We start from the raw sequence: 16,821 nt of genomic DNA on the forward strand, positions 1-16,821 counted from the left end.
TACAAAGAAAATAGATGTTTGAAGAGATTTATGATGTGATTGTTGTTGGAGCTGGACATGCCGGTTCAGAGGCTGCTGCTGCTGCTGCGAATATGGGTTCCAAAACTTTATTGGTGACAATGAGTTTGCAGAACATCGCGCAAATGTCTTGTAATCCTGCTATGGGTGGAATTGCAAAAGGACAGATTGTACGTGAGATTGATGCATTGGGTGGTTATTCAGGAATTGTTTCTGACAATACGGCGATTCAATTCAAGATGTTGAACAAATCAAAAGGTCCAGCAATGTGGTCGCCAAGAGTTCAAAGTGACCGAATGCGTTTTGCAGAAGAGTGGAGAATGATGTTGGAAGGAACGCCAAATCTTGATTTTTATCAGGAAATGGTTAAGGGAATAATCATTGAGAATGGCGTTGCAAAAGGAATTCGAACTTCGCTAGGAGTGGAAATTCGTGCAAAAGCTGTAATCTTGACAAACGGAACTTTCTTAAATGGATTGATTCATATTGGTGAAAAACAATTTGGTGGGGGTCGTGCAGGAGAAAGTGCCGCTTATGGAATCACGGAAGATTTAGTTAATGCAGGTTTCGAATCAGGAAGGATGAAGACAGGAACGCCTCCTCGAGTAGACGGCCGTTCTTTGGATTATTCTAAAATGAATGAAGAATTAGGCGATGCAAAGCCAGATAAGTTTTCTTATTCGGACGTAACAAAACCTTTGACACATCAACGTTCTTGTCATATGACGTATACTTCAAACGAAGTTCATAATATTTTGAGAGAAGGGTTTGACCGTTCGCCAATGTTTAATGGAAGAATTCAAAGCATTGGACCGAGATACTGTCCATCGATTGAAGATAAAATTAATCGTTTTGCGGATAAAGAAAGACATCAATTGTTTATTGAGCCGGAAGGTTGGAAGACGTGTGAGGTTTATGTAAATGGTTTTTCAACTTCTTTGCCAGAAGATATTCAATATAAAGCTTTGAAATCAGTTGTTGGATTTGAGAAAGTGAAATTCTTTCGTCCAGGATATGCAATCGAATACGATTATTTTCCGCCAACACAATTGAAACATACGCTTGAAACGAAGTTAGTTTCAGGCTTGTATTTTGCCGGACAAATCAACGGAACTACAGGTTATGAAGAAGCGGCTTCGCAAGGATTGATGGCTGGAATTAATGCGCATTTAAAAATCAACGAGAAAGAGCCGTTAATATTAAAACGTGACGAAGCATATATCGGTGTTTTAATTGACGATTTAATTACAAAAGGAACTGAAGAGCCTTATCGAATGTTTACTTCAAGAGCAGAATACAGAACGCTATTGAGACAAGATAATGCTGATGAACGATTAACTCCAAAAGGTTTTGCAATAGGTTTAGCTTCAGAAAAACGTATGCGTAGAATGGAGCATAAATTCAACGAATCTCAAAAACTAGTTGATTTTTTCAAGGAAACTAGTGTTAGCGTTGCAGAAGCGAATCCAATTTTAGAAGAGAAAGGAAGTGCTTTAGTTTCGCAATCTGACAAAATGTTTAAGATTTTTTCTAGACCTCAAATTGATTTGGCAGATGTGATGAAGTTTGATAAGGTTAAAGAATATGTTGCGAATGCAGATGTTGACCAAGAGATTTTAGAACAAGCAGAAATTCAAGTGAAGTATTCTGGTTACATTGATAAGGAAAGAAACAACGCCGACAAGCTAACTAGACTTGAAGATGTAAAGATTCCAGAGAATTTTGATTACGAGAAAATCAAATCGATGTCGTTTGAAGCAAAACAAAAATTGTCGAAAATACGTCCAGTTACAATTTCGCAAGCTTCTAGAATCAGCGGTGTTTCACCAAGTGACATTTCGGTATTGCTAATTTATATGGGAAGATAAAATGAGTGTTCCACGTGAAACAACTTTGTTAAGGCTTGTGAATAGGAGGTTGGTTGCGATTCTGCTTTTGTTTGTGATTTCAGTAAGTTGCGGAATCAATAAACCACAGTATACAATTGAAGATTATGTTTTGGTTCCCAATGCGAAACCTGTTGTAGGAAACGGGGCTTTAACTGCTTTTGTTTTTGAGAATAATAAAAAGATTTTGCCCTTTCAGCAATTTTTAATTAACCATTATAAACTGCAAACGTTTAACCAAAGAGAAATTCCTTTCACTATAAATGAAGAACAATTTATATTGCATGTTTACGATAGAGACGAAACGGATAAATACATAAACACTTCAGATTTCGTTTTGAAAAATCAAATTCCTGATGCTTCAAAATTGGGAAACCAATCGGATTTTATTGTTATTTCTGTGACCAATGATAAAAATGAAGACTGCTTGAAAGACGATTCACTCTACCAAAATATTGTGATAAAATACTTAAAAAATTTAAAAGAAGAATATTTCAGTAATGATAGATAACGCCAAAAAAATTTATTTGACGGTTAAAGATTATACCGTTTCGAAAGAAACATTCGGTTTGTATCGCGATGGCAAGTACGACATGCTGATTACGTTTCCAAAACCAAGTCTTGAAGAGCTGTCGAAATACTATGAAAGCGAAGATTACATTTCGCATTCGAACAAAAAGAAAGGTTTATTTAGTTTCTTATACCAAATAGTAAGAGGTTTTACTTTGAAAAACAAGTTGAATATCATTCAACATTTTCATGTTGAAAAAGGTACTTTACTAGATATTGGTGCAGGAACCGGACATTTTTTAGAATTGGCACAAAAAAACAAATGGATTGTGACCGGAATTGAACCGAATCTTGGCGCAAGAAATATGGCATCTGAAAAGGGCATTTCTTTTGTAGACAATATTCAAAGTTTAGCAAATAATTCATTTGACGTTATTACCATGTGGCATGTCTTGGAACACGTTTATGATTTGGACGAACAAATTAAAGAACTGAAAAGAGTTTTAAAACCTGATGGCGTTCTCGTTATTGCTGTTCCAAATTTCCGTTCTTTTGATGCGAGGTATTATAAACGATTTTGGGCAGCTTACGATGTTCCTCGACACTTATGGCATTTCTCAAAGAAATCAATTAAACTCTTGTTTCAGGAAAAACAAATGAAAGTGGTTGAAATGATTCCTATGAAATGGGATGCGTTTTATGTGAGCTTGCTTTCGGAAAAATATAAAAAAGGATACATGAATTTCTTTAAAGCAATTTATGTTGGACTTAAGTCAAATTACAAAGCGAAGAAGCGATTTCAATATTCTTCACTCATTTATATTATAAAAAACGACAAAAAATCAAAATAAAGCATTTTAACGACGTTTTGGCGTTCTAAATAGACCAAATATTCGATTTGTTTTGTTTCTGTTTTAAAAGCATTTAAAATCGATCGTTTCTTCGGGCTTAAATCTATAGGAAATCAAATGTTAATAGTAAAAAGTTATAAGTAGATATTCAGAACAAAAACCTAAATTATTTCCATTAACGCTAAAATTTGTTATTTTTGACATCCAATTTAAAAAATTAAATTTCACAATTATAAAATGAAAAAATCACTTTTAATTATCGCTCTAGCTGTTTCAATAATTTCTTGTAACAAAGAGCAAACGGCAAGTACTTCTACTGAATTGAAAACTGCGTATGTAGATACAGCCAAGCTAATGGAAGAATATACGGAAGCAAAAGATTTAGATGCTAAATTCAAATCCAAATCGGAAGCGGAAGCTAAGAAATTCGAAGTGGAAGAAGCTAACTTTAAAGCTGAAGTAGCCAATTTTCAAAAAAATGCACAAGCGAACGGGCAAGCTTGGGCTCAACAAAAAAATGCTGAATTAGAGCAAAGACAACAACGTTTGCAATATGCGGCTCAAAGTGTAGGTCAAAAATTGCAAATGGAAGGTGCTGCAGAAATGGATAGTTTAGTAAAAAGTGTAAAATCGTTTATCAAAGACTACGGTAAAGAGAAAGGCTACGATTACATTTACGGAACAGGCGATGCTGCAACGGTTTTATATGCAAAAGACCAATATGACATTACAAAAGATATGATTAAATTATTGAACGATAAATATTCAAAAGATTCTAAAAAAGAGCCAGTTACTGAAGCTAAAAAAGAAGAAGAAACTAAAAAGTAATTTTTATTTCACATTAAATTAAGCCTTCCTTGTCGGAAGGTTTTTTTTTGGAATTCTTTTTTTTGTAAATTTGAAATCTTCTTATTACATTTATTAATTATCTCGAAGCCAAATGGATACCGTCTCAAATACTGCTGATTATGTACTTAAGTTTGTCAATCAAACCAACCGTTCTGTGTTTCTTACAGGAAAAGCAGGTACAGGAAAAACAACGTTACTCAAGAAAATCCTAGAAACGACTCATAAAAATGTTGTAGTTGTCGCACCAACGGGAATTGCCGCGTTAAATGCTGGTGGTGTTACTATACATTCGATGTTTCAACTTCCGTTTGGAGGGTTTATTCCCGATTCTATTTACCAAAATGACTTTTCAAATAACCTCAAATTTGAAACTAAAAAAACACTCGGTCGTCATTTTAGAATGAGTGGCGTCAAAAAAGCGGTAATTCAAAATATGGAATTACTGATTATTGACGAAGTCAGTATGTTACGTCCCGACGTTTTAGATGCGATGGATTTTATGATGCAATCCGTTCGGAAAAAGAAAGTGCCGTTTGGTGGAATTCAAGTGCTTTTCATTGGTGATTTACTGCAATTACCACCAGTTGTAAAAGAAGAAGAGTGGCAAGTTTTGAAAAATTATTACGCTGGAAAATTCTTTTTTCATTCGCAAGTTGTGCAGCAGAATCCTCCTTTGTATTTAGAATTGTCTAAAATTTTCAGACAAAACGACGACACGTTTATTGATTTGCTCGACAGTTTGCGAAACAATACGATTTCGGAAAAGCAACGAGATGAACTCAATAAATATGTCCAACCTAATTTTGATTCCAAGAAACACGAAGGATACATTATTCTGACGACGCATAACCACAAAGTGGATGCTATAAATAAAGAAGCTTTATCGGATTTAGTTGGAAATGAAGTTATTTTAAGAGCCGACGTTGTCGATGATTTTCCGGATAAAATTTTCCCGATTGATGCTGATTTGAAATTGAAAAAAGGAGCTCAAGTCATGTTTGTAAAAAATGATTCTTCGGCAGAAAAAAACTTTTTTAATGGGAAGATGGGAATCGTAAAATCGGTTTCTAAAAATGAAGTTTTAGTTGAATTTCCTGAAGAGAAGAAGGTAATTGAAGTCGAACGTTTTGAATGGAAAAATATACGGTATTCAGTTAATGAAACTACGAAAGAAATTGAAGAAGAGGTTTTAGGCACATTTACTCAATTTCCGTTGAAACTCGCTTGGGCAATAACTGTTCATAAAAGTCAAGGATTGACTTTTGACAAAGCAGCGATTGACGTTTCGCAAGTTTTCATGCCGGGACAAGCTTACGTTGCACTTTCACGATTAAGGTCGTTAAACGGGCTTATTTTGCTTTCTCCATTGACTTTGAATGGTTTTTCAAACGACAGAGATGTGATGCAATATGCCGAGAATAAATGTTCGGACGAAAAGTTAGCACATGAACTCCAACTTGACACGCAAAATTTCCTCTATAAATCACTAATTTCCACTTTTGAATGGGAGAATTTACTGCAAGAATGGCGGAATCATTTGTATTCGTATAAAAACGATGAAAGTAAATCTCCTCAATCACTTCATGCAGTTTGGGCGAAAAAACAGTACGATGCATTGGATAAAATTGTACCGCATTCGCAAAAATTTATGAGCCAATTGCACTTTATTTTCAACCAAGAAAAAGTCGATTTAGATTTCCTACAAGAACGATTTACAGCCGCTTATAATTATTTCATGCCGGTTTTAGACCAAATGGTGTATGATTTATTGTTTAAAATGGAAGAAGTGATTCGACTGAAAAAAGCGAAAGGATTTTATACGGAATTAACCGAATTGGAAAATGCGCAAGTAAAAACGGTTTTGAGTTTAATGAAAGCGCAAAAATTAATTGTTGTAGTACTTGAAGGTCATTTGATTAGCAAAGACAATTTGACTTCTTATGAAATAAAAACCTACAAGGGAACTATTTTGCAATCTGTAAAAGAAGATTTCAAACAGCAAAGAGGCACTTTAGTCGAAGATAACATTGACGAAAACCGCTACAGCAATACCAAAAAAGAAAAGAAAATTCTGAAGAAAAACACGTTCGAAGAAACGCATGAAATGTGGTTGGAAAATAATTCGATAGAAGCCATTGCTATTGCTCGAAAATTAACCAAACAAACCATTGCCGGACATATTGCTAAACTAATTGAAGCCGGAAAGATAAATATCAAAGACGTTTTACCTTCTTTACTTCTTGAGAAATTAGAGAAAGCATTCTACGGCTATAAAGAGGAATCGCTTAATCCTTTAAAAGAAAAACACGGTTCAGAATTTTCTTGGGATGAATTAAAAATGTTTAAAGCAAGTTTGAATCGCGTTTAGATTAACTCAACCAATAACACGCGATAATTGCAGGAATAAAGTAAATCACAATCGTTTTTGCACCTTCATATTCCTTTGCCATTCGTTGACCAATGAGTAAGAAAATCAATGTAATGCAACTCATTACGGCTCCGTAAAATCCAAAAGTTCGTTGGTTATTCATCATCAATTGTAAAATTCCTGCTAAACATAAAATTCCTGAAACCAATTCTAAAATCAAGATTAAGAATAACGATGCAGGAACCATATTTTTAATCGGCGTCTTTGCAAAATGACCTTTCAACCAAGACAAATTATCTTGCCAATACATTGTTTTATCGTAACCGGATTGAATAAAAGTGGCCGCTAATAAAAGCAAAACTAGGATAAAAGGAATGTTACTTGTAATCATAATTTTATTTTTTGTGAATTAAACGTGTGAGTTTTATAGATAAATCAGTAAGTACAATTTTAGCATTTCCGTTGCGTTCGATGTGGTAAATGGCATCGGATAGTTCAGCAAAAATAGCGTCAATATTACTTCCATTTACAAAGGGTGCAAAATTTTCTAGTTTAAACTTGGCAACTTTTGGTTCCATGTAAACCAAACTTGTCGTTTGATAGTTGATTAATAAGGCTTGACGGAACATTTCGATGCAATAATTCAAGAATTTTTTCTGTGTTTCACGACCTATTCCGGCAATGGTTTCGCTCCATTTTATCAAATCACTAATCGCACTTGCATTTCCTTTGGCACGAAAAGCCGCTCGAACCCACTCCACAAACCATTCTTCAAACGCTGCATCTTCGCCGTTTTCATTAATGAATTTTAACGCTTTATTGAAATTTCCTTGCGATTGATGTGCTATTTTCCGCGCTTCTCGTTCTTCAATGTTGAAATCCGTTATCAGTCGTTCGGCAATATTATTTTCACTCAATCCGTTGAAATGCAAAACTTGACAACGCGATAAAATCGTTTGAATCAAATCTTCTTCTTGTTCGGCAATGAGTAGAAACAGCGTTTTATCCGTTGGTTCTTCAAGCAATTTCAAAAGTTTATTGGAAGCGGCAATATTTAATTTTTCCGCCATCCAAATAATGACAATTTTGTAACCACCTTCGTAGGATTTTAATGAAAGTAATTTGACAATTTCTTGAGCATCGTCTACGCGAATTTCTCCTTGTTTATTTCCTGCTTCAAGATAATTCAACCAATCAAATAAACTTCCGTAAACATTTTCTGATACAAATTCTCGCCATTCTTTAATGAAATCAATGCTTTTCGGCTTTGAAGTAATTCCTAAAGCAGTAACGGATGGATAAATAAAGTGTAAATCAGGATGCGTTAAATTTTCAAATTTGAGGTTGCAACTTTCGTTTCCATCTTCATTTTCGCCATCAGAATTTTTGCACAAAATATATTGAGCATAAGCTATGGCTGTAGCCAAAGTTCCCGAACCTTCCGGACCTACAAAAAGTTGGGCATGCGGAATCCGACCTCCATCCGCACTTTTTGTTAAGTGATTTTTTAAATGTTCTTGACCAATTATTTCTGAAAACTGCATTTGACAAAGATATTTATTTCGGTTAAAATCGGAACAATTCAGGGCTTAAAATTAAATTTCTTCGTTTTGATTAAGTTTCCGAATTACTTTCGCAGGATTTCCAACGGCCAAACAATCTTCAGGAATATCTTTTGTAACCACAGAACCGGCTCCAATCACGCTTCCCGAACCAATTGTTACACCGGGACAAATCACAACTTGGCCGCCAATCCAGCAATCATCTCCAATAGTTACAGGTTTCGCAAATTCAGTATTTCGACGTTCCATTTTTTCTAACGGATGTGTCGCCGTATAAATATGTACGCCAGGTCCAAAAAGCACATTGGAACCAATTTTCACTTTCGCTGAATCTAAAACCACGCAATTGACATTGAAAAAAACATTTTCTCCGCATTCAATATTATAACCGTAATCACAATGAAATGGTGGTTCAATGTGAACAACACTTGGCGAATTTGGTAAAAGTTCCGCAATTAATTTTCGTGTGCTTTTATTGACCCAATACTCGGAAACATTGATTTTATGCAATATTTTCTTCGCTTTTATTCGATCTTGAACTAATTCCTTGTCAATTGCGGAATAATTTTCGCCCGAAAGCATCTTCTCTTTTTCTGTTTTCATGCTTGCAAAATTTGATTTTCGAATGTAGTGCAGATTTTTGAAAAATACCCATTAGTAGGGATTTTTCGTATATATAAACCGTTGTATTTTTACAATATCGAAAACAACACATTTGAAGTCATGAATAAGTCATTGTTTATCAGGTTATTTTTCTTAGGATTTTTTCCAATAACGCTATTTAATGGTTGTTCAATTAATGAGGAACGGACATCTGAAAATTCGCATGAATTTGATTTAAGCACAAAAAAACACGTTGTATTTTCTAAGAGTCCCAAATTCGATTGGAATCGTAAAAAATTGGAAGTTAGCTTTGAAGATGCATTCGAACATTTTTTGTCAATTGATGTTTTGAATAATTCGGGAAATCAGTTGGGATATGCACTTTCAAAGAATAATGTGCAGCAAGGAATTACGATTAAGTTGAAAGTTATTGACGAGATCAAAAACTCTGAAAAAATAAATGAAATTATGTTAGAACCTTATGATTTAACGAAGGGGATAAACGAATTTACTATCGGATTTAATGAAAACAAGCCATATATAATTTATTAAGAAATCACAGCCAAACAGTTTAATTGCAATTTAAAACGATCCACTATTATTCAATAAAGTAAAACCGTACAATTCATTTTGTGCGGTTTTTTAATTAAATGTGATTTGGATCTGTGTTAAAAGATCTCAATTTCCATTTTAGAATTCAATTTCGAAATGCAACAAAAAGGCTATATTTGTTTTTTATTTCGAACTAAAACACACCAAAAATGAAAACTCTTCAAGACTTTAATTTTAAAAACAAAAAGGCTTTAATTCGTGTCGACTTTAATGTGCCACTGGATGACGACTTTAAAGTTACCGATGCTACGCGAATTCAAGCAGCAAAACCAACAATTGATGCTATTCTAGCACAAGGTGGAAGTGTGATATTGATGTCACATTTAGGTCGACCAAAAGGGAAAGAAGATCAATATTCTTTGAAACATATTGTAGCAAAAGCAAGTGAAGTTTTAGGACATGAAGTAAAATTCGCTGCAGATTGCAGAGGAGAAGTGGCTCAAAATGCTGCTAATGAATTACAGCCTGGCGAAATATTATTGTTAGAAAACTTACGTTTTTATCCAGAAGAAGAAGCTGGAGATGTTGAATTTGCTGAAGAATTAGCGTGGTTAGGTGACATTTATGTGAACGACGCCTTTGGAACCGCACATAGAGCTCACGCTTCAACTACGATTATTGCACAATTTTTCCCCGATGCAAAATGTTTTGGAAAATTATTAGCGACTGAAATTGAAAGCTTAAATAAAGTATTGAAAGAATCAAAAAAACCAGTTACAGCTGTTTTAGGTGGTTCGAAAGTTTCTTCAAAAATTACGGTTATTGAAAATATTTTGGATAAAATTGACCACTTAATCATTGGTGGTGGAATGACATTTACATTCATCAAAGCACAAGGCGGCAAAATTGGAAACTCGATTTGTGAAGACGATAAACAAGAATTGGCTTTAGAAATTTTGAAAATCGCTAAAGAAAAAGGTGTTCAAGTTCATTTGCCGGTTGATGTTGTCGCGGCAAATGCATTTTCAAATGACGCCGAAACGCAAATTGTAAACGTAAACGAAATTCCTGATGGATGGCAAGGTTTAGACGCTGGACCAAAATCATTAGCCGAAATTAAAGAAGTGATTTTAGCTTCCAAAACAATTCTTTGGAATGGACCTTTGGGTGTATTCGAATTGGCAAATTTTGCGAACGGAACGAAAGAATTAGGGAACTACATTGCGGAAGCAACTGAAAAAGGCGCATTTTCGTTAGTTGGTGGTGGTGATTCTGTAGCGGCAGTAAAACAATTTCACTTAGAAGACCAAATGAGCTATGTTTCCACTGGTGGTGGAGCAATGCTTGAAATGTTAGAAGGTAAAGATCTACCTGGAATTGCAGCGATATTAGATTAATTCTGTTCGTTTTATAATAATTATAAAAAATTTAAGTTATAAGATATAATGATTCTGTTATAAGATTATTATGTTTGCATTAATTTGCATCTCGTTGAAATCTAACTTGATACCTTTCAAGTTAGATTTTGGCGTATTATAAAATGAATTTTAATACTTGTAATGGCTTAGTATTTGTTACAAGTAAAATACAAAAAAACGAATAAATGAATACAAGAAATTTAGTCTTAGCCGCTGCTTTAATGATTTCGGGAACTATATTTTCACAGGATTCAGCTTCTGGTCAAATCAATCCACCTTTAGTTAAACTTTCCTACCTTGATTCTGTAAAAGCAAGTTTTGTTCACGATGAAATTGCCGCTTGTGTAGATAGTTTGTGGTTGAAGGAACTTACAAACCAAGATATTTTTCCTGAATTACTGAATGATATCGCTACGATAGATGTTGATCAAAAAGTAGATTACGAACTTTCAACAGAACTACTAAAAAAGCGTTTTAAGGAAATGGATGCGAAATCTCCGTTCAATATCCAATACAATCCTGCTGTTGAAAACGTTATAAAATCGTTTTTGAAAAACAGAAAAAAATCATTTGAACGCTTGATGGCGATCTCGGAATATTACTTTCCGGTTTTTGAAGAAGCTTTAGCGAAGGAAAATGTTCCGTTAGAAATTAAATATCTATCAATTGTAGAATCTGCTTTAAACCCAAAAGCAGTTTCTCACATGGGAGCTACGGGTTTATGGCAATTCATGTATGCAACGGGTAAAGAATACAATCTTAACGTAGATTCGTACGTTGATGAAAGAAGTGATCCAATAAAATCCAGTAAAGCTGCAACACAATACATGACCAAAATGTACCGTATTTTTGGGGATTGGGAATTGGTTTTAGCTTCTTATAATTCAGGTGCTGGAAACGTTGCAAAAGCAATCAGACGTTCAGGTGGTCAACAGAATTATTGGAACATCAGAAAGTATTTGCCAAAAGAAACACAAGGATATGTTCCTGCTTTTTTAGCAACAATGTACATTTACGAATACCATAAAGAACACGGAATTGTACCTAATCGTGCTATGGTTAAACATTTTGAAACCGATACGGTAATGATTAAAAAAGAGATGAGCTTTAAGCAAATCGCTGATTTAATGGATGTTCCGGTTTCTCAAATTCAATTATTAAATCCTGCTTATAAAATGAACGTGGTTCCTTTTTATGCAAATAAACCGCACTTTTTACGTTTACCAAAGGATAAAATAGGTGTATTTACTTCTAATGAAGATAAAATTTACGCTTACGTAGATCGCGAACGCACTAAAATTGAAATGCCGTATTACGTTACTGAAACGCGTTTAGCTTCGAGAGATACCTCTTCTAAATCTTCGTCAAATTCAAAATTCAGTACAAAAACAAAATATCATACCGTTCGTCGTGGCGAAAGTTTAGGATTAATTTCTAATAAATATGGTGTCGCTGTTACGGATTTGAAACGTTGGAATAATTTGAGAGGAAATACGATCAATTCGGGTGCAAAACTAAAAATTATTTCAACTGTTAAAGAATCAATTCCATCACCAAAAGTAGTTCCAACTGCAGTAGATAGAGAAGAAGAAACAGCTTTAGCTTCAGCAGAAGTTCCAACTCCTGAAAACGGTAACGATAAAGAAACGACGATTTATACCGTTCAAAAAGGAGATAATTTATCATCAATCGCACGAAAGTTTAATATTTCAGTTGCTGAGTTGAAAGAACTAAATAACTTGGAAGATGCTACTGTAAAATTAGACAGCCAATTGAAAGTGTTGAAGTCAGAACAAGTGGCTTTGATTAAAAATGAAATTGACATCAAGAAATTCATTACTTACAATGTTGTTAAGGGTGATAATTTAGGAAGTATTGCTAAGAAATACAATGTATCAATTGCATCACTTCAAGACTGGAACGAATTGAAAGATAATAATGTTCAAGTAGGCAAAAAAATCTTAATTTTATCAGATGATAAACAAGTAGTTTCCGTTTCGCAAAAAGCGGCTCATTATTTAGTTCAAAAAGGAGATTCTTTGTTTAAGATTGCTCAGAAATATCCAGGAATAACCGTTGCCGATATTAAAAAATGGAACGGAATAGAAGGAAATGAATTAAAACCAGGAATGAAATTAAAAATTAGCAGCTAATTTTTAAAAAGCATCATTCATAATATATTTTAAATTCCTTATTTGGTTCATCCATTTAAGGAATTTATTTTTACAGCATAGATTTATGTCAGGACGATTGTTTCGATATTTTACTTTCAAACAAGCTAGAAATTGTTACGCAACAGTTATGCTAGTATGTATACTCTTGACGTTTAGTTCATGCAACGATAAAGAGTCGGATCACATTCAACCCACGTGCCAAATCAATTCATTAGCGATAGCTGTAAATGATCAGTTGTGGAGCGGCGAAATTGGCGACAGCCTGCGAAAAAAATTTGCAGCACCAGTAGATGGACTTCCTCAGGAAGAGCCGCTTTTTACCATACAGCAATTTCCTATTCGATTATTTGACACCCATAAAACATCCCACACTAATTTGATTTTAATCAAAAAAGAGGAAAAAAGCGGCTACCGCTTGGTTCAAAATCGCTTCATGGAACCGCAAAATTTAGTTATTATTTCGGGTAAAACCATTCCAGAGATTTTAAGTTACATTGAAAAAAATGGCGATTCCCTTGTTGAGGTTTTTAAGACTACTGAAATAAAAAGAAATCAAGATTTAATTAAAAATGACCTTCTTTCTGATGAAAAAATCAGAAAAAAATTCAAAGTTTCAATCGATGTTCCTTCCACATTCAAGTATGTCATGGTGAAACTCAACTTTATTTGGTTAAAGAAAGAAATACTAAGTGGAAATACGAGTATTTTAATTTATAAAGTTCCTTTTAAAACCTTGCTGAAGAACGACGACATCATTACAAATATTATCGAAATGCGAGATGTTTTTGGCTCGAGATACATCAAAGGAAAAGACAACAATACCAGTATGATTACGGAAGAATCGTACGCACCATATTTTGATATTGCGGTAATTGACAATAAAAGAGCTTACGAAACGAGAGGAACTTGGGAGCTTAAAGGCGATTACATGTCGGGTCCATTTATAAATTATGCAATTTTAGACCGCAAAAAAAGGGAATTTATTGTAATCGAAGGCTTTTGTTATGCACCATCAACTTCTAAAAGAGACTTAATGTTAGAATTAGAATCGATAATTAAGTCTGTTAAATTTTTATAAATCCATTTCATGAAATTAAATTTCAAAATAAAGCGTTTTAACGAGCTATCTGTTACAGAACTATACAAATTGTTGCGGTTGAGAAGTGAAGTCTTCGTTGTAGAGCAAAACTGCGTTTACCAAGATGTAGATGGTAAAGACGAGAAGGCATTGCACGTTTTGGGAGAAGTGGAGGGCAAAATTGTAGCGTATTCAAGGCTTTTTAAAGCAACTGATTATTTTAAAAACGCCTCTATTGGTCGCGTAGCAATTGCCAAATCATTTCGAGCAAATAAATGGGGACACGAATTGATGAAAGCATCCATTGCTGGAATTGAAGCGCATTTTGGTGTTCAACCTGTAACCATTTCTGCCCAATTGTATTTGAAGAATTTTTATGAACAACACGGTTTTCAGCAAGTAAGCGAAACCTATTTAGAAGATGATATTCCGCATATTGAGATGCTGAAATCTTAAATTTTAGTAATTACCAACTCAACTCTTCTGTCGTATTCTGCACCTTTTCCAAGTGGAACCGTATTTCCGTAACCTTTAAAAGTCATTCTAGATTTTGGAATTTTCTTTATAAGTAAGTATTTATAAACCGATTCTGCCCGATTCTGAGACAATTTTCGCTTTCCGGTATGACGGTCAATCGCCTCTTTTTGATAAGGTGGCGTACAACAAATATGACCTTGAATTTCAAATTCAATGTTTTTATTCCGCAATAACAACTTCGCTAACTTCGTTAAATCTGTTTTTGACTTGAAGGTCAAAATACTACTTCCACGATCAAAAAGCAGATTGTCTAAATAAATGTGATCCCCAACGACATGATTTTTTTGAAGTGAATTGTAGAAACCGGGTAATTGGATTTTAGGTAATGGTTTTAAGTTTAAAACGACGTCTACTCGTCTGTTTTTAGAACGAACTTCCGGGATATTTTCAACAACGTCTTCATCAATCATAATCCGACCTTTTCCTTCAATCGTAACGATAACTTTGTTTTTAATGCCGTTTGAAATAAACTCCTGTTGAATAGTATTTGCTCGGTTTTGCGAAAGTGCAAAGTTATATTCGTCTTTTCCACGATCGTCACAGTAGCCAAATATTTCAATCGTTTCAATACGCGTGGAATCTGCAGCATGAATAAAATCGACCACACTTTTCAGTTGTTCGGGTTTCAGACTGAATTTGTCAAATTCAAAATAAACCGAGTGAATTACTTCCTCTTGAGCGTGAAGAATTCCAAAGAACAGAAAAGGTATGTATTTTAAAAAGCGAATCATTATTGCAATAATATTTTTTTGTATTCGGCTGAATTATTGAGTATTGCTGCCGCTTTTTTAATTTCTGAATTACTCTTTAAATAATACTGATATAACCCTTCGCGGTATTGATAACGCAAAATCAATTCATCTAAAATCAAATTTTTAATTTCTTTTTGGTACTTGTTGATTTGCAATTCCTCGCTTTTTTGAACCGCAGAAGTCAGTTGATTGTACTCTGTTTTAATAGACTCATCAATTCCTTCTTTTTGTGCCAATTCGTACGCCTTTTTCAATGCTTTTTGTGTTTCTGTATCTAAAGAAAAATCTTCTTTTTTCAGAAGCTGTTTAAATGCAGTATAGTCAGCATCAGTTAATGTTGGAATTTTTTCGCCAACCGATTGATTTCGGTAGTAATAATCTGTGGCAAATTTAAAGATTGCATCGTTTCTTTGCAGAGCTTCAGAAATGGAACTCAATTTCGTTTCTTCCAAAACTACGTCTGGAGAAATTCCGCCACCATCATAAACGGTTCGGCCTTTTCTCGTTTTGAATGCATTGTAGTTTTTTGCATCCGTCCGAATCGCTTTTCCACTTTCATCTTTATGTCCGTAATCTAAAGCTTGAATGCATCTTCCAGAGGGCGTGTAATAGCGTGAAATCGTGACTTTAACTTGCGTTCCGTAAACCAAGTCAATCGGTCGTTGTACTAAACCTTTTCCAAAACTTCGACTTCCAATCACAACGGCACGGTCTAAATCTTGTAAAGCACCAGCAACAATTTCAGAAGCGGACGCACTTTTTCCGTCGACTAAAATCACCAATGGGATTTCTAAATCAACCGGATCAAAAGTAGTTTTATAAGCATTATTGTGCTGTTCAATCTTTGATTTTGTGGTTACAATTACTTCATTTTTTGGAACAAATAAATTACAAATGTTGACCGCTTCGTTTAACAAACCACCAGGATTTCCTCTTAAATCTAAAATAATTCGTTCCGCACCGTCTTTTTTCAAACTTTCTAATGCTGCTTTTGTTTCAAAAGAAGCTTTTCTATTGAATTGGGAAAGGACAATATAGCCTGTTTTATCATCAACTTTTCCAAAAAAGGGAACTGCTTTTACTTCTACTTCTTCCAAAACAATTTCAGTAGTAGCTACCTTTCCTTGTCTTCTATATTTGATTGAAATTTTAGCATTTTTTCCTCCTTTCAATAACTGAGAAGCGTCTTCTTTAAAGTCAATTAAATTCACTTCGCCAATTTGGATAATCTCATCGCCCGCTTTCAAACCCGCTTTATCGGCAGGATAATTTTTATACGGTTCCCTGATGATTAACCGACCCTCTTTTCGCGTAATTAAGGCGCCAATTCCGGTATATTCTCCCGTAGCATTAATTTTAAACTTTACGACGTCTTGCTCGTTAAAATAGTTCGTGTAAGGATCTAAATCCTCCAGCATACTTTTGATGGCTTTGTCCATCATTTGACCTGGATTCGTCTGATCTACATAATTCATGTTGACCGTTTTGAATACTTCCGTGAAAATTTCGATCTGTTTGGCAATTTCAAAGAAATCATCTTTAAAACTAGTGCCTATAAAAAAGATTCCTGCTGCAACAACAGGAAGAATGATTTTCTTTTTGAAATTGATGTGCATTATTGAGTGGTTTTTTGCAAAAGATTGGATTTGGATACTAAAATAAA

The 16,821-nt window shown here is 34.4% G+C and carries 15 protein-coding genes; 10 read left to right on the top strand and 5 right to left on the bottom strand.

The features are described 5' to 3' along the window. The first annotated feature begins 14 nt into the window (after nucleotides 1-14). The 5 genes from mnmG to YWA_RS0107170 all read left to right on the top strand — a co-directional run bounded on the left by mnmG (nucleotide 15) and on the right by YWA_RS0107170 (nucleotide 6,482). Nucleotides 15-1,886, top strand: coding sequence for a tRNA uridine-5-carboxymethylaminomethyl(34) synthesis enzyme MnmG (mnmG, locus tag YWA_RS0107150; protein WP_022827821.1), 1,872 nt, complete (start codon nucleotides 15-17; stop codon nucleotides 1,884-1,886). A 1-nt stretch (nucleotide 1,887) separates the two neighbouring features. Next, nucleotides 1,888-2,415, top strand: coding sequence for a hypothetical protein (locus tag YWA_RS0107155; RefSeq protein ID WP_040472128.1), 528 nt, complete (start codon nucleotides 1,888-1,890; stop codon nucleotides 2,413-2,415). Further along, nucleotides 2,405-3,265 carry a class I SAM-dependent methyltransferase gene (locus tag YWA_RS0107160; protein WP_022827823.1) on the top strand — a complete coding sequence of 287 codons (861 nt, stop codon included), beginning with the start codon at nucleotides 2,405-2,407 and terminating at the stop codon, nucleotides 3,263-3,265. The genes YWA_RS0107155 and YWA_RS0107160 overlap by 11 nt, the downstream gene beginning before the upstream one ends. Before the next feature lie 237 nt (nucleotides 3,266-3,502). Then, nucleotides 3,503-4,093, top strand: coding sequence for an OmpH family outer membrane protein (locus YWA_RS0107165; protein ID WP_022827824.1), 591 nt, complete (start codon nucleotides 3,503-3,505; stop codon nucleotides 4,091-4,093). A gap of 112 nt (nucleotides 4,094-4,205) precedes the next feature. Continuing rightward, nucleotides 4,206-6,482, top strand: a complete 2,277-nt coding sequence (locus YWA_RS0107170; RefSeq protein ID WP_022827825.1) for a helix-turn-helix domain-containing protein — start codon at nucleotides 4,206-4,208, stop codon at nucleotides 6,480-6,482. A 1-nt stretch (nucleotide 6,483) separates the two neighbouring features. On the opposite strand, the gene YWA_RS0107175 is transcribed toward YWA_RS0107170, so the two are convergent. Genes YWA_RS0107175 through YWA_RS0107185 form a run of 3 tightly spaced genes read right to left on the bottom strand, consistent with a single transcriptional unit; the run spans nucleotide 6,484 to nucleotide 8,647 of the window. Continuing rightward, complete coding sequence (locus YWA_RS0107175; RefSeq protein WP_022827826.1) at nucleotides 6,484-6,873, bottom strand: hypothetical protein; 390 nt, start codon at nucleotides 6,871-6,873, stop codon at nucleotides 6,484-6,486. Between the two features lie 4 nt (nucleotides 6,874-6,877). Further along, entirely contained in the window at nucleotides 6,878-8,026 is a 1,149-nt protein-coding gene (locus tag YWA_RS0107180; RefSeq protein ID WP_022827827.1) for a DNA polymerase III subunit, read from the bottom strand. Between the two features lie 51 nt (nucleotides 8,027-8,077). Next, nucleotides 8,078-8,647 carry a sugar O-acetyltransferase gene (locus YWA_RS0107185; RefSeq protein ID WP_022827828.1) on the bottom strand — a complete coding sequence of 190 codons (570 nt, stop codon included), beginning with the start codon at nucleotides 8,645-8,647 and terminating at the stop codon, nucleotides 8,078-8,080. Nucleotides 8,648-8,767: 120 nt separating this feature from the next. Between YWA_RS0107185 and YWA_RS0107190 the strand changes: the two genes are divergently transcribed. From YWA_RS0107190 to YWA_RS0107210, 5 genes are all read left to right on the top strand, one after another. Continuing rightward, a complete protein-coding gene (locus YWA_RS0107190) occupies nucleotides 8,768-9,199 on the top strand; it encodes a hypothetical protein (RefSeq protein WP_157505311.1) in 432 nt (143 codons plus the stop codon). Between the two features lie 209 nt (nucleotides 9,200-9,408). Beyond that, nucleotides 9,409-10,596, top strand: coding sequence for a phosphoglycerate kinase (locus YWA_RS0107195; RefSeq protein ID WP_022827830.1), 1,188 nt, complete (start codon nucleotides 9,409-9,411; stop codon nucleotides 10,594-10,596). A 206-nt stretch (nucleotides 10,597-10,802) separates the two neighbouring features. After that, nucleotides 10,803-12,770: a LysM peptidoglycan-binding domain-containing protein gene (locus YWA_RS0107200; RefSeq protein ID WP_022827831.1), complete on the top strand. Its 1,968-nt coding sequence runs from the start codon at nucleotides 10,803-10,805 to the stop codon at nucleotides 12,768-12,770. Nucleotides 12,771-12,918: 148 nt separating this feature from the next. Further along, on the top strand, nucleotides 12,919-13,869 hold the full coding sequence (locus tag YWA_RS0107205) for a DUF4837 family protein (RefSeq protein WP_026718652.1): 951 nt from the start codon (nucleotides 12,919-12,921) through the stop codon (nucleotides 13,867-13,869). A 9-nt stretch (nucleotides 13,870-13,878) separates the two neighbouring features. Beyond that, nucleotides 13,879-14,325 carry a GNAT family N-acetyltransferase gene (locus YWA_RS0107210; RefSeq protein WP_022827833.1) on the top strand — a complete coding sequence of 149 codons (447 nt, stop codon included), beginning with the start codon at nucleotides 13,879-13,881 and terminating at the stop codon, nucleotides 14,323-14,325. On the opposite strand, the gene YWA_RS0107215 is transcribed toward YWA_RS0107210, so the two are convergent. Beyond that, nucleotides 14,322-15,137 (bottom strand): OmpA family protein, encoded by an 816-nt coding sequence (locus YWA_RS0107215; RefSeq protein ID WP_022827834.1) that lies wholly within the window; start codon nucleotides 15,135-15,137, stop codon nucleotides 14,322-14,324. The two genes, YWA_RS0107210 and YWA_RS0107215, sit on opposite strands and share 4 nt — an antisense overlap. Next, on the bottom strand, nucleotides 15,137-16,774 hold the full coding sequence (locus YWA_RS0107220) for a S41 family peptidase (protein WP_022827835.1): 1,638 nt from the start codon (nucleotides 16,772-16,774) through the stop codon (nucleotides 15,137-15,139). The genes YWA_RS0107215 and YWA_RS0107220 overlap by 1 nt, the downstream gene beginning before the upstream one ends. Nucleotides 16,775-16,821: the final 47 nt, after the last annotated feature.

Origin of the sequence: Flavobacterium antarcticum DSM 19726 (assembly GCF_000419685.1) — a bacterium.
GTDB classification, from domain to species: Bacteria; Bacteroidota; Bacteroidia; order Flavobacteriales; family Flavobacteriaceae; genus Flavobacterium; species Flavobacterium antarcticum.

What these genes read in the sequence shown, in the direction of transcription:
- mnmG (WP_022827821.1), top strand. Translation starts at nt 15, where the DNA reads ATGTTTGAAGAGATTTATGATGTGATTGTTGTTGGAGCTGGACATGCC.
- YWA_RS0107155 (WP_040472128.1), top strand. Translation starts at nt 1,888, where the DNA reads ATGAGTGTTCCACGTGAAACAACTTTGTTAAGGCTTGTGAATAGGAGG.
- YWA_RS0107160 (WP_022827823.1), top strand. Translation starts at nt 2,405, where the DNA reads ATGATAGATAACGCCAAAAAAATTTATTTGACGGTTAAAGATTATACC.
- YWA_RS0107165 (WP_022827824.1), top strand. Translation starts at nt 3,503, where the DNA reads ATGAAAAAATCACTTTTAATTATCGCTCTAGCTGTTTCAATAATTTCT.
- YWA_RS0107170 (WP_022827825.1), top strand. Translation starts at nt 4,206, where the DNA reads ATGGATACCGTCTCAAATACTGCTGATTATGTACTTAAGTTTGTCAAT.
- YWA_RS0107175 (WP_022827826.1), bottom strand. Translation starts at nt 6,873, where the DNA reads ATGATTACAAGTAACATTCCTTTTATCCTAGTTTTGCTTTTATTAGCG.
- YWA_RS0107180 (WP_022827827.1), bottom strand. Translation starts at nt 8,026, where the DNA reads ATGCAGTTTTCAGAAATAATTGGTCAAGAACATTTAAAAAATCACTTA.
- YWA_RS0107185 (WP_022827828.1), bottom strand. Translation starts at nt 8,647, where the DNA reads ATGAAAACAGAAAAAGAGAAGATGCTTTCGGGCGAAAATTATTCCGCA.
- YWA_RS0107190 (WP_157505311.1), top strand. Translation starts at nt 8,768, where the DNA reads ATGAATAAGTCATTGTTTATCAGGTTATTTTTCTTAGGATTTTTTCCA.
- YWA_RS0107195 (WP_022827830.1), top strand. Translation starts at nt 9,409, where the DNA reads ATGAAAACTCTTCAAGACTTTAATTTTAAAAACAAAAAGGCTTTAATT.
- YWA_RS0107200 (WP_022827831.1), top strand. Translation starts at nt 10,803, where the DNA reads ATGAATACAAGAAATTTAGTCTTAGCCGCTGCTTTAATGATTTCGGGA.
- YWA_RS0107205 (WP_026718652.1), top strand. Translation starts at nt 12,919, where the DNA reads ATGCTAGTATGTATACTCTTGACGTTTAGTTCATGCAACGATAAAGAG.
- YWA_RS0107210 (WP_022827833.1), top strand. Translation starts at nt 13,879, where the DNA reads ATGAAATTAAATTTCAAAATAAAGCGTTTTAACGAGCTATCTGTTACA.
- YWA_RS0107215 (WP_022827834.1), bottom strand. Translation starts at nt 15,137, where the DNA reads ATGATTCGCTTTTTAAAATACATACCTTTTCTGTTCTTTGGAATTCTT.
- YWA_RS0107220 (WP_022827835.1), bottom strand. Translation starts at nt 16,774, where the DNA reads ATGCACATCAATTTCAAAAAGAAAATCATTCTTCCTGTTGTTGCAGCA.